This window comes from Bradyrhizobium sp. Gha, assembly GCF_900113735.1.
Classification (GTDB): Bacteria; Pseudomonadota; Alphaproteobacteria; order Rhizobiales; family Xanthobacteraceae; genus Bradyrhizobium.
On the sequence record NZ_FOQM01000016.1, the window covers coordinates 33,537 to 46,452 of the forward strand.

The 12,916-nt window shown below is 55.1% G+C and carries 10 protein-coding genes and 1 pseudogene; 6 read left to right on the forward strand and 5 right to left on the reverse strand.

The features are described 5' to 3' along the window. Nucleotides 1-303: 303 nt before the first annotated feature. From BM222_RS19865 to BM222_RS19880, 4 genes are all read right to left on the reverse strand, one after another. The gene (locus BM222_RS19865; RefSeq protein WP_143106000.1) at nt 304-1,086 is read right to left on the reverse strand and encodes a carbon-nitrogen hydrolase family protein; all 783 of its coding nucleotides are present in this window, start codon (nt 1,084-1,086) and stop codon (nt 304-306) included. Nucleotides 1,087-1,190: 104 nt separating this feature from the next. Further along, nucleotides 1,191-4,361 carry an RNA-directed DNA polymerase gene (locus BM222_RS19870; RefSeq protein ID WP_143106001.1) on the reverse strand — a complete coding sequence of 1,057 codons (3,171 nt, stop codon included), beginning with the start codon at nt 4,359-4,361 and terminating at the stop codon, nt 1,191-1,193. After that, the gene (locus BM222_RS19875) at nt 4,358-5,359 is read right to left on the reverse strand and encodes a toprim domain-containing protein (RefSeq protein WP_092230669.1); all 1,002 of its coding nucleotides are present in this window, start codon (nt 5,357-5,359) and stop codon (nt 4,358-4,360) included. Before BM222_RS19875 ends, BM222_RS19870 begins: the two co-directional genes overlap by 4 nt. Nucleotides 5,360-5,363: 4 nt before the next feature. After that, nucleotides 5,364-6,251 carry a 3'-5' exonuclease gene (locus BM222_RS19880; protein ID WP_092230672.1) on the reverse strand — a complete coding sequence of 296 codons (888 nt, stop codon included), beginning with the start codon at nt 6,249-6,251 and terminating at the stop codon, nt 5,364-5,366. 367 nt (nt 6,252-6,618) lie between these two features. Here BM222_RS19880 and BM222_RS42175 point away from each other — a divergent pair. Both BM222_RS42175 and BM222_RS19885 read left to right on the forward strand, forming a co-directional pair. Continuing rightward, nucleotides 6,619-6,726, forward strand: a pseudogene (locus tag BM222_RS42175) (IS21-like element helper ATPase IstB); the annotation flags it as partial. A 180-nt stretch (nt 6,727-6,906) separates the two neighbouring features. Next, the gene (locus BM222_RS19885; protein WP_092230675.1) at nt 6,907-7,656 is read left to right on the forward strand and encodes an SDR family NAD(P)-dependent oxidoreductase; all 750 of its coding nucleotides are present in this window, start codon (nt 6,907-6,909) and stop codon (nt 7,654-7,656) included. Between the two features lie 343 nt (nt 7,657-7,999). Here BM222_RS19885 and BM222_RS19890 read toward each other — a convergent pair whose 3' ends face one another. Beyond that, nucleotides 8,000-9,706 carry an FAD-dependent oxidoreductase gene (locus BM222_RS19890; protein ID WP_092230677.1) on the reverse strand — a complete coding sequence of 569 codons (1,707 nt, stop codon included), beginning with the start codon at nt 9,704-9,706 and terminating at the stop codon, nt 8,000-8,002. Between the two features lie 212 nt (nt 9,707-9,918). Between BM222_RS19890 and BM222_RS19895 the strand changes: the two genes are divergently transcribed. From BM222_RS19895 to BM222_RS19910, 4 genes are all read left to right on the forward strand, one after another. Then, entirely contained in the window at nt 9,919-10,830 is a 912-nt protein-coding gene (locus BM222_RS19895) for an alpha/beta hydrolase (RefSeq protein WP_092230679.1), read from the forward strand. Continuing rightward, nucleotides 10,827-11,279 carry a lipocalin-like domain-containing protein gene (locus BM222_RS19900; protein ID WP_092230682.1) on the forward strand — a complete coding sequence of 151 codons (453 nt, stop codon included), beginning with the start codon at nt 10,827-10,829 and terminating at the stop codon, nt 11,277-11,279. The genes BM222_RS19895 and BM222_RS19900 overlap by 4 nt, the downstream gene beginning before the upstream one ends. Before the next feature lie 137 nt (nt 11,280-11,416). Continuing rightward, the gene (locus tag BM222_RS19905; RefSeq protein ID WP_092230685.1) at nt 11,417-12,202 is read left to right on the forward strand and encodes an ABC transporter ATP-binding protein; all 786 of its coding nucleotides are present in this window, start codon (nt 11,417-11,419) and stop codon (nt 12,200-12,202) included. Further along, nucleotides 12,199-12,912 carry an ABC transporter ATP-binding protein gene (locus BM222_RS19910; RefSeq protein WP_092230688.1) on the forward strand — a complete coding sequence of 238 codons (714 nt, stop codon included), beginning with the start codon at nt 12,199-12,201 and terminating at the stop codon, nt 12,910-12,912. Before BM222_RS19905 ends, BM222_RS19910 begins: the two co-directional genes overlap by 4 nt. Nucleotides 12,913-12,916: the final 4 nt, after the last annotated feature.

Consider the following 12,916-nt stretch of genomic DNA (forward strand, 5'->3'; position numbering starts at 1 on the left):
CACGTCTGTCGCCGCACCCGAAGGTTTAAGTTCGCATCGCTCCGGCAGTAGTCTGGATAAATGTCAGCGGCCCAAAAACCTCGCTTGTTATGCACAAATGATGCATTTTTGGCGATCGTTTTCCGTCGCAGTTTCTATGGGGCGATAGCCTCCAGACAGGATTGAACTGTGATGGAGTGCACGTTATCTACTGAAACTATTGAGGTTTCTCGCCTCGCCAATTGCGCGTGTGTATCAGCGGTGGGAGCAGCGCGCAAGCGGGTTGCGCTGAATGCAGTTAGCTTCTACCCGGCCGCCTCGTTCTCATATGTCCGTCGTATGGGGCGTCAGCTGGTGAACGATTTCTGCCCCAGGCGGTAGACTCTTGAATTCCCGATCGCGGCCGCTAGGCCAAGAATTCGTCTGCGCTAAAATGAGATCAGCAACAGGTAGCGCCACCGTCTGTCCGGTCGAGAGCGGCGATCCAATGTGTCGGTAAATCACTCGCTTTCCGACACCTGAGTACGGCGAAACTGCAAGCGAGCCCCCGTGAGAGCCCGTATTGCAAACGACGACGTTGCAAAAGATCATTCGGGAAAGAGCCTCGGCCGCATGGTCGAACGTTGGCAAGTCGGTATTGTAGGCCAGAATGAACAAATGCTGGATACCGAGGCGATACATTGCAACGCGCTCGAGGTCTAAGAAGTCGTAGCAAACAGCAACGGCAAATTTACCTAGGCTCCCCGCGTTGAATACCCAAACCTCCGGAATCGACTGGAAAGTGTAGCCGTGCGCCTTTAGATGTTCTTTCTCTCGCCAAGCCGCGTACGTCTTTCCCACGTATCGAACTGTAGCTCGTGACGAAACTTTGTCCGTTCCCCACGCGTTTGGGATGACTACGGCGGCTCGATTTCTAGCAATCTTTGCCTTCCTTGAAGCGATGTTGAAATCCATCCCGGCGATGATGACTGCATTCATTTGCGCCGCAATGACTCTCAGGCTGGGCAAAAATCCTGTGGGAACCGTAAGCTCCGGTAACAGCACGATCTGCGGCCTTGTGGACTGTTGCGCCAGAGAAGCTAACTGGTGCTGAATCTGGGCGATCACGGCCCGCTCCTCAACGGGGGCCATGTGTAGTGTGCCATTCCAAGCGTTTTCGGAGTGCACCGTTGTCTGGATTATTCCCAGTTTAAGAGACTGCTCAAATTGGATCATTCTTGATCATCCGGAAAAAGATCTAATGGAGTGGCCACTCGTGTGAGCTGAAAAACATTCATCGGCACCAGTTGGCGAGGGGCATGATGCAGGACGCTGATTTGCCGCCCTTCTAGGACGGTCTGCGCGGCGCGAATCTCTTTGAGCAGCGCCTCAACGTCCGAAATGAGGGGCGGATCCGTTGCAGTATCATTTACAGTCTCGGACTTCCGAGATCCGAAGAAGATCTGTGGATTGAATCGAATAAGCGCGGTTTCAACGCTCCTCGACAAGAGCGCGGCTTCGATGATGCCTTGTGTCCGAGATGAGATCGTCGCTTCCTCTAATCGAACCCTGACGTATCTGCCGACGTCACGTTCTGCTCCTCTAATGTTCCATGCTGCCGGAAGCGCTAGATTCTTGCTGCATAAGCCGAGTAGCAATAGGCCGATACCTCTCAAGCGTCTGAGCCAAAGGTGCTCGGGATCGCTATCTTCATTTGGCTCGGTTAGATCACGGCGAAAGTCAGATATCGGAGGCTTGACGATAGCCACACTCGCCCCATTCTCGCGAATTACTTGCTTCCAAGACTCCCATGTCCACCGTGGCAATGTGAAATTACCGGGCGGTTTAGGTTCGCGCCAACTCGCCGGAACCATGATGTTGGATGGATGAAGCTCATCGAGTGTCTCGAGCCTTCCGGTGGGAAATATCTCTACGGCTGCGACCAACTGTCGAATAATTTCTAGTGCCGTCCACTCGCCAACGCGTGGGTCGTCACTCGGAAGCTCGGTAATGAGAGCGACCCAGTCTTCAAGCGAAAGCCCTCCCGACCTTTCCAATGCGCGGGTGTGGCTGACAATCTTGCGAAAGAGTGAGGAACGTCTCGACGTCTCCTCAATTCGGATGGGATACTCGGATCGTCTCTGTTCGAGTAGCCAGCCTGCATCCGACATGTTCAAGAACCGTGGATGCTCGCCCCAGAAAGCAGAGCCTCGTGAGGACATCTGCTGAGGGCCCTTTCTCAAGCTATTGCGGTCAAATAGATCGCTTGGGTCGTGGCTATCGCGCGACAGTTGCCACGCTAAGCCAGGGCCAAACTCTCTGTCGGGACGAACAGAGTCCAGCCAATGCACCCACACGCCGATCGGCGAGCCAGTGCGAGCAAGCCATCGCGACGAGGCTGTTGTTAGGCTCGGCGCGTCCAAAAACGCGGCAAGCGCCTTCATCTTCTCTTTGGATCGCTCATGCTCAATTGCTTCGGTGGCGTACGAAACTGCGGCTAACAGCGCATTTCTTGATGCCACTCCGGCGAATGTATCCTCCTCTAGCGCTAAGATTTGGCGCAGCAGAAGCTGCGTCGGCTTGCGAGTTAGGCTGATTAGGTAACTTCGTGCGGCCCTCCTTTGTCGTTCGAGCAATTGATAGTCTGACATATCGAAGGCAGCTGTCACGATATGGCGAGCTATCGTCTGGATCGCTAACGGGCCAAGATAGGTGGCGAGAGGCCTCTTTGAACTAGTCTCAAGCTCAGAGACGATCCACTTCAATAGCTCGGGTGTTCCCCTCTGACCCGTGGTCCGGCAGTAGTCCAGTGCGCGAATGAACAGCCGGGGCTTGTCCGGATAGTCATGGAATGCCTGAAGCAGCAGTTTGAAATAGTGATTGAGGCGACGGCGATCCGAATTTGCCTGTGATAGCCGCTGTTGATTTGCAATATTTTGGGCCTCGGCAATGAGTTCTCTGTTGGCTTGCGGCTTGGCTTGTAGATCTGACAATCTTCTGTGGCTCTCTAGCAATTCGATCGAATGATCAAATGACATTGGAACCAAGGCGGATATTCTGCCTGCTGCGAATGCGGCTCTAGTATCAGAGCGAATTTCATCGTCTGGCAGGTTGGCCAGCAAGAGCCACTCAAGCTCGCTCAGCCTTTGCTCACGAGCATGATCAGGCATGATCTCGAAGCCTGCGCCAGCCAAGTCTGAAACAAGAGCAAGTGTCTTCGTCATAAGCTTGGCCGGACGCAGGCCGTCGATCTCGCACTGAGCTTTAACCGCATCTGCTGCTTCAGTTGGCGCGTCTGCATTAATCACCGCCGCGAGATTGGCTGGGCTGTATTTCTTGTCGGAGATGATGGGCCCGATCGAAAATGCAGCGAGATCGCTCTTGTAGGCCCGAATCCAATCAACCAAATCCTCGAAGCGATATGCCAGAATGACGTGATCGTCGACAAACCGAAAGTGCGCTATTCGCCTTCGCTCTTGAACTCTGGCGTTGATTGCCAGATCGAGAGGAAGCATTGCTGCATTCGATAGGAAGCCAGCTACCATTAATCCCGTTGGAATCCCGCGGAATGCGCCGGGCCTTGTCTCGGGCTGGCAGATGGGGTCCCGCAGATAAGCGCTGCGTCGAGTTCCAATGGTGAACGAGAGCATCCTCGCTAGTAGCGCCTGAAGGTCTTGCTCTTGTTCGTATTCATCGAGATTCTCTTTTATCCCGCGAAGTACAGCCTCGATCGTAGTGTTGGGATAGAACCTCTCCAGGTCGATCGACGCGTAGTATAGTTGATGCCCTTCCGTCTTCGGCCAGAATCCTTCGTTTAGATATGTTGGTCGTTCGGCAAAATTCAAAGCATTTCGTTCGGAAGCATCTAGTTGCTCTTGGTTGTCCAAGCCGTTCGCCATAGCCCTCGCAGTCAGCGACACATGTCTTCTGAATAGCGGCCAGCTGTGTTTGAAGCGACGATAGAGTTGTCCGCTTGAGTGTCTGTAGGGGCCTGTTTCCAGCCGATGTTGGCCGCGCTCCGTTTCGTACCATGCAGCTTTGTAAAGTCGATGCCCATAACTCCAAGCGGGCATCTTTGAATCTAGGTGTGGTCCGACCGCATTCGCTATTGCAATCCAAGCGACTTGATCGCGCACGGCTACATGGAAACTCTGGCGCATCTGGGGATTTCCCTGCGCGTCGGATTTCTTTGGCTGTGGCAATAGAACGAGAGGCGTTAGCTTGTACGAGAGGGATCTAAATGCTCTCTGTATCGATTCCAGTTCATTTTCTAAGTTGAGTTCGAATGCCGAAACCTCAGCAATGTCGTACACGCCGTCGGCCATTCGATATAGCCGCCGAGCTTTTTGCCACGCCCAATTAAGGTTTTCAGCGCTGACAAGAAAATCGAAAATCCTGCTCACTTCTGTTTCCGCCATACCAGGTAGTCGTTTAGATCTTTTCCGTGCGGTACCCGTTGCACTACGAATTGAATCCCGGCTCGTCGAAATAGCGCGGTGACGCGGGCCTCCATCGCTTTCCCGGCTTCGTCATTGTCAGGAATGATATATGCCGTTTTACTCCGCATCGATCTCAAGAGATTGGTCGAGAAAGTTGTGCTGGCACCAGTCAGGCCGATGGCGGTCAACCCCATCTCGGTGGCGGAGAGGGTGTCTGTTACGCCTTCGCAGATGTAGATGTTCTTAGCCTGAGACACTGCGTCTTGATTGAAGATCAGTTTGCGGACGCCATTGAGGCCCATCCAACGTCTTGTAGAGTTGGAAATAGAGCGGCTCTGAAAGTACACAATCTCGCCGCCAGTGACGAACGGAACTAGAAGGCTTCTGCTCGGAAAGACCAGTTCGGGTGCCTTGTCTGGAAATATAAGCCCACAGCTCACCAGCGCCGCCGTTCCATATTTGCTCAGTAGCCGCTTCAAGACATCGTCGCTGTTCCCAATAAAGCCGATGCGAAATGATTTTTGTGTGTGCTCCGATATTCCTCGATTGAGCAGGTACTGTTGTCCACGCTCTGCAGGGGGGCATAACGAAGCGAAATGATCAAAGATCGCAGGGTTGGCGACACATTGCGCATCCTCCGTCTCAGGCTCTTCTGCGGGAGCGATCCTCGAATATTGGTGTGAACTCGTCTTGGATTGCCGAATTGACTGGCTTAGCCAAGAAACGACTTCAGAAGATGACTTTCCAGTTATGATGGATGCAAAATCAATGACCGATCCGCCTCTCCCGCAACCGTGGCAAAAGCAGAGGTTCTTCTTTCGATCTATCGAGAATGAAGGGTTCTTATCTTTATGGTCAGGGAACGGACATCGCATTCCAGCCCGGCGCGAGAGTGGAACACCGAGCCGTTGTGCCACTTCGTCGATGGGAATTCTTTTCACCTCGTCCCAACGTGATGACATTCGCCTAATTCAGTATGTTGCGAAAACGGTTTCGAGCACTCATGGAAAATGTCTCCGGCAATACGGAATCGCCTAAACCTCTCAGAAATGAGATCTCATCATCCGCATCAGTCGGGGCGACGTCCCGCCACCATGCCCTTGGATACTGATTGATGCTGCCATTCCACCGATAGCCCCTCCGCTTAAGTAGAAGACGAAGCTCGAACGGTGCGCCTGTTGCAAAAATGCGAGTCTCTATACGGCGAGCTCTAGTTAGCAATGCGCTCATCGCTAGTTGCCCGGACTTTGGCAAAGTCAGAGATAGAACTTCGGCAACTGCGTTGCAGTCGTCCTCGGCTCTGTGGGCGTCATAGAAGAAGTCGAAGCTTTGCGCGATGTACTCCAGTCGTGATCCGACGATGCCCTCGTCCCGCCAAGGAATCTCCGTGGCTGAGCACCCCCACGGATATGAAGCGAAGAGGTTTGAAAGCTTTTCACAAAAAGGTCGATCGAATGCAGCGTTGTGGGCTATTATGAGCGCTGCATCGCCAAGAAAATCATGGATATCTTGTTCTGCAATTCGCTTTCCGGCTACCATCTCGTCGGTAATACCGGTTAGGTCTGTAACTGACGACGGTATTGGCTTCTGCGGTTCATTGAATGCCCGGAAAGAATCCAATACGGCGCCTATGTGACCTTCGCGATCGAAGTTGAACTTAAGCATCGCAAGCTCGATCACTTCATCTAGTTCTGAATCCAGGCCAGTCGTTTCAACGTCCAAGATAATGCCCACCAACTTTTCAGCTGCTAGGTCTGCATTCGTCTTGGCAGTTGGGACAAGTCGTCGGAGAACTCGGAATTCGGAGCTCTTCTTCAAGACGGCGGCGGCTTCCTCTAGGCTGATATTTGGCACCCGAAATCTCCTGGCGTGACGCCTGAACGCGGCAGTTTAACACGCGCACTCGATGCCCGCGACGCGGACAGGATTTCCAAGCGGGCGTTTACTTGCATTCAAATCTGGAGTTATCGGGAAATAAGGAATGGGCGATCTCCGGTGGTGCCAGCATTAGTGCGATTCGGATCGACTTCGGATAGAAGCATAGTTTTCCTACACGTAAATGGAAATGCGCCAAAAGTCTGCTAGTTTACCCCCAATCTTTGCGCTGCGCCTGCGAACGCTCGAGGTAGTACTATGCCCGTACATGCTTCTAAGTTGCGTCTTCGTTGGGCGTGGGCCTACTCACCTGGCTTCAGAATCTGCATCGGAACTGACGGCAAAACGGCTCGCCGAGCATCTAACCGGGATGAAACTCATCGTCCTGGACGAACTGGGCTACTTGCCCTTGGCGCAGTCCTGTGGCCAGCTTCGCTTCGGTCGGCTCTATGAACGCGGCTTGCGCGGACCAATCTCGCCTTCCAGGTGCAATCGGTGCCGACCTACCGCGGCGCCCGGCGGCCCGACTTCGCATCCTGAGAACCAGCGTTCTCAACGGAAGGATTGCTGGGCTGGCCCTTCTGTTTTTCTACTAGCCGGCGCTATCACCCATTTAAGAACGAAAGCGACAGGCATGAGCAAATTATTGGAAGGCAAAGTGGCTCTGGTGACAGGGGGATCGCGAGGGCTGGGTGCCGCGACGGCTTTGCTGCTCGCTGAGCGCGGCGCACATGTCGCGATCAGTTATGTCAATTCAAGTGAAAAAGCGGACGCGATTGTTCGGCAAATCACTGACAAGGGTGTCAGGTCGATTGCATTCAAGGCCGATCAAGCAGATCCGGCGGCCGCTTCAGGTTTAATCGGAAGCGTGGTCGAGGAGTTTGGCCGCCTCGACATTCTGGTGAACAATGCTGCCTTGGCTATTCCCGGCAAGGTAGACGATGTAGGTGCCGACGTTTCAGCCTTGGACCGGCAGTTTGCGGTCAACGTCACCGGTGTCATCGCGACTATTAGGGCAGCCTCTCAAGTTATGCGTGATGGCGGTCGGATCATCACCGTGGGATCGGGAGTCGCGGTTCGCACTGGAAGGCCGGGCACGGCAGACTACGCCGCAACGAAGGGGGCAATCTTAGCATACTGCCGTGGGGCGGCGCGCGACCTCGGATCCCGCGGCATTACGGTCAATATGATCCATGCCGGCCTGATGGAGACCGACATGACTGCACCTTTTGCAGCCGTTCTTCCCACGATCGTCGCTCAGCTGCCGATTTCCCGTATTGGCAAGCCCGAGGAGATTGCGGAGGGGATTGCCTTCTTTGCAGGGCCCAATACCGGATACATTACGGGCGCCGTGCTAAATATCGACGGTGGCCATAGCGCCTGAGTTCGTGCGGAAAGGAATGGGCCGCCCCGTCGATCGTCGTCAAATCGGTCTAGGGCCGCTATCCTCGAGCGAATTTCTTCTGCACGACAGCTCGATCCGTACCGAGTTGAGACGTACAAAGCTTAGCATCTCCCGCATGTGAGCAGAACGCTCTCTTGGTGCACCGACAAGACAAGATCGTCAGAAGGTCGGTGAGAGCCTGGTGCTCCACGCCTGCGGCGACGCTGGAAACGGTAGTCCGACCGAATTCGGTCGGACTTGGGAACGCTAAGTCACAGCTCGGAAAGCGTCCCGTACACGAGCAATCGAGAGGCCTCCTTGCAGAGCTTGGGTTTAGTAACCTTCAAGGCCGGAATCCGTCGCGGCCCGCGATGCGAGAAGCAGCGATATACGCGAAAGTCATTGCCGGTCCGAGTGTAACGCCTGCACCGGGATAAGTACCGCGCATCACGCTGCCGGAATCGTTGCCGACCGCATAAAGGTTCGGGATCGGCGCTCCTTCCTTGGAGATCACTTCAGCTTTTTCGTTGGTGCGGATACCCGCGAATGTGCCGATGTCCCCTGGAATGATCCTGAGTGCGTAATAGGGTGGGGATTTGATCGGCGCTATGTTGGGGTGATATCCTCTTTCGTGCATCGCGCCATGTATTCGCTGATATGCGTCGTTCCCACGCCCGAAGGCTGGGTCTTGGCCGAGCTCGGCAGATCGATTGAACTCCGATAACGTGTCGACCAACCCGCCTGGATCCATTCCCAAAAGCTTCGCTAGACCTTCCACCGTGGATGCGCGCTTGAGATAGCCACTTCGTAGGAATGGCGCGATGCTGAGCGGTGATGGCGGAGCTGCCCCCATTCCCCACCGTCGGACGGACTGATGATCGGCGATTATGAACGCCTCGACGGTTTCATCATTCCGGCAAGCGTCCAACATCAAGGGAACAAAATCGTGATAGGACACGGTCTCATTGCAAAAACGCCGGCCCCTTTTGTCGACCACTATGAAGCCCGGCTTGGCTCGGTCGTTGAAATGAGGAAATCCGATCGTGGAGCCGTCGGGCTGCGGGACTTCCGATACCGGTGTCCATGCCGCATAATGATGGACGTCAAAGTCGGTGCCCGCTCCCATCGAGCGCGCAAGCCTGAGGCCATCACCGGTGTTTGTAGTCGGCGCGAGAGAGCGAAAGCGGATGCCGTTGTGTACGTCGCGATCTAACTCTTGCCGCTGCTCTTCGTCCGCTGGAAAGCCGCCGGTGGCGAGGATCACGGCCTTCTTTGCAACAACTCGGATGTCTTCGCCGTCCTTCGAGACGATGGCTCCGTGAACAGCACCGTTGTCGCTAATCAGTGCGGAGACCGGCGAGGAGCGCCATATAGCGATCTTGCGATCATTGGCCGTCAAAAGGAGCGCAGCGATGAGCGCATTGCCGTTGGTGAGGCGCGTTCCTCGGTCATGGCTGATACGATCAAGGCAGTATCGCGCGAACATTTTCGCCGCATGGCTAAACGACGACAATGACCTTTTGAAGTTGTACAGGTGCGGAAGATCCGCGCTACCGACCATCATCCCACCGAAGATGGTCATCGTCTTAATGGGCGGCCTGAGGGAGGCGAAGCTTTCGCCGAGCCGCCGACCGTCGAAAACGCGCGGCCTCAACGACCGGCCACCCTTTGATCCGCCGGGATAGTCTGGATGGTAGTCAGGCATTGATGGCAAGGCGTCGAACTGAGCCTGGCTTTTGGACTGCATGAAGTCGAGCATTTCCGGCGCGTAGTGAATATAAGCGGCCGCCTTTTGCTCGTCGATCTTATTCCCGGTTTCGGACCGGAGGTATCGGATCGCGTCTTCGGGCGTATCGATGACGCCAAGCTTTCGCGCCGGCCCGTTGTTCGGAATCCAGATCACCCCGGCGGAAAATGCGGTGGTACCGCCGATGAACTCGGTCTTCTCGACAAGCAGAACCCGTAGCCCAGCTTCTTCAGCGGTGATCGCAGCGGTAAGGCCGGCTGCACCGGACCCGACGACAAGGACGTCGCAATCTACTTCGCGCATAATTTCCCCGTGGTTCTTATCTAGCTCGAACTAACTGTTAGTCCGAGACGTCAGTGACCGCCGTTCGAAAATCGCGAACGGGCGATAAGGTCCGACGACCGTTCGACCCTTCGCGTTCCGAGAAAGGCTATTCCATCACAGCGACTCGACGACCCCGAGGCTGTCGTCGTAGGCCTTGAGATAAGCACAGCTGCTGGAAAGAGCTTATAATTATGGCCGATGAGGAACTTGCGACTATTCGACAGATGCTTTCGGAGGCGCCGCCACCACAGTCGCTAGATGATCTGCGGCGTCTCGTTGATCTCGATGCCGAGCGATATCCTCTGGTCGGCTTTAAGGTAGAAAAGGTTGATGCGGGAGGAGTAGCAGGCGAATGGGCCGCTGCCGAGGGTGCGGATAAGAGCAAAGTTGTCCTATATCTCCACGGTGGAGGTTACGGATTCGGATCGATCCTCAGTCACAGGCATCTTGCCGCGGAGATTGGAAAATCCAGCGGTTGCCGATCGCTGATCGTCGATTACCGGCTCGCACCAGAGAATCCGTTCCCAGCGGCGATCGAAGATGCCGGCCGCGCTTATCAATATCTCTTGGATGTAGGTGTCGACCCTCGAAATATTGCGGTCGCGGGGGACAGCGCGGGGGGAGGCCTCGCCGTCGCGACGATGCTTTCATTGAAAAACGCCGGAAAGCCGCTACCGGCGTGCGCTTGGCTGATCTCCCCTTGGGTCGATTTGGAAGCCAAAGGCTTGAGCTTCGACACACAGGCGGCGGTCGATCCAATGGTCAAGCGCGAAATGATTCTGCAGCTTGCTGGATCCTATTTGAATGGGAGCGATCCAAAAGAAGATCTTGCTTCGCCAATCCATGCGGATCTGCGCGGCCTTCCCCCCATGTTGATTCAGGTCGGAGCTGCGGAGGTTCTGCTTGACGACGCTGTGGGTCTGGCCAGACGTGCGGGCACTTGCGACGTTGAGGTCCAACTGGAGATCTGGCCGGAAATGATCCACATCTGGCACACGTTCTTCCCCGTACTTGCAGCGGGGCGGCGGGCGATCGCGCGCGGTGCCGAGTTCGTTTACCGCTCAATGTGCGACACGGTATCTCACGATGGAGTAAGAAAATGAAGAAATTCGATGGAGATGCGCTGGTCGGCTCCTGGGAGTTCGTCTCCGACATCAACAAAATGGCGCAAGATCCCACCAAAACGATGGGCTTCTTTGGATCTAAGCCGAGTGGCATATTTATCTTTCTGGCGAATGGTCGTTACTCAGTGATTCTGATGCATCCAGATCTGCCGAAATTTGTGGCGAACGATCGCCTCAAAGGAACGGACGAAGAGAACATGGCGATCATCAGAGGTGTATACGCGCACTTCGGTCGTTATTCCTTCGAGGCAGAGTCGGGAAAGCTCTCGTTTTTTGTCGAGGGTAGCACTTTTCCGAACGAGCGAGGTCGCGAGACCCGTAGACAGGTTGTGCAACTCGACTCGGAAAAACTCGTGTTCACAAACGACACGCCGCCAACCGGCGGAGACTCTCTCAAGGCTGCCACCGAACTTCGTCGGACAGGTTAGATACGGCGATCGAGTTGTTCTCTTTGCGCGAACGACGTTTTACCTGAAACGATTCGACTCACTCCGTCACACCGTTAGCTTGTCAGTCGGTGTCCATCGAACGACCAATAAAGCTTACTGATTGTGGGGAGGGTTAATTGACTGTCGGCGCGGCACGTCAGCTTTTGTCCGTGGAAGATGTCGGCATCAGGTTCGGCGGGGTCGTCGCGCTCGATGGCGTGACATTCGATATTCGCGAGCGTGAGATCCTGGGACTGATCGGGCCTAACGGCGCAGGCAAGACTACGCTGTTCAATTGTCTAAGCCGTCTATACCAGCCCACCAACGGTGATATTCGCATCGGCGGCCGTAGCATCCTCAAGTGTCCTGCTCACGCAATCGTTCACGAGGGAATTGCGCGAACGTTCCAAAACGTAGCTCTCTTTCAAAAACTGTCGGTCCTCGACAATGTGAAAATCGGCGGGCATTCGCGCGGGCCACGCAGCGTAACTGCAGATGTGTTTGCATTGCCGTCATGTGGCCGGCGGGAGCGTGAATTGACCGCGCAAGCCAGGGACGTAATTGAATTTTTGGGTCTCACGGAGGTCGAGAAGAAGACGGTCTCCGATCTTCCGTTCGGCACACAGAAGCGCGTTGAATTGGCGCGTGCTCTAATCTCGCGCCCCAAATTACTTTTGCTAGATGAACCCGCCGGCGGACTCAATCATGAGGAGGTATATGCGCTTGGGGACGTCATAAAGCATATCCGAGACAGGATGGGCGTAACCATTCTTCTGGTCGAGCATCACATGGGCCTCGTCATGTCCATAGCCGACCGCGTCGTGGCGTTGAATTTCGGAAGAAAGCTCGCGGAAGGAGCTCCGTCCGAGATACAGACTCATCCAGACGTGATCCGTGCATACTTGGGAGGAGATAAGAAATGACGGCGTTGCTCGAAGTCAACGACTTGCGGGCGCAATACGGTGCTGTCCGCGTATTGCACGGAATGTCGTTCGCTCTGAATGAAGGCGACGTGACGGCCCTTTTGGGCTCGAACGGCGCTGGCAAGACGACCACGCTCAGAGCGATCTGCAATTCGGTCTCCCATACGGGCGATATGGTCTTCGACGGCATCGCATTACGGGGCAAGAGCACTGAGGCGATCGTAAAACTCGGCATTGCCCATGTGCCGCAGGGGCGAGGAACTTTCACCAAGCTGACAGTTGAGGAAAACCTGCAGTTAGGAGCGATGGTACGAAGAAACCGGCCCGACATCGTCTCAGACATGGACCGCATGTACGGCTACTTTCCGAAGCTCAAGGAGCGTCGGACGCAGCAGGCCGGCACTCTTTCCGGCGGAGAACAGCAGATGCTCGCCGTCGCTCGCGCACTCATGCTCCGCCCGCGCCTGATGTTGCTTGATGAGCCCTCGTTCGGGCTCGCACCGTTAATCGTGCAATCGCTTTTCGACATCCTTCGAAAGATCAACGTAGAGGAACGGGTCACAGTCCTGGTTGTCGAGCAAAACGCGAACCTCGCGCTTCAGATTTCGAGTCGCGCTTACGTGGTGGAGACTGGCTGCATAGTACTAAGTGGGAACGCAAGCGAAATCGCGAGCAACGAGGCTATTCGCAAGTCTTATCTAGGTTGTTGAGGGG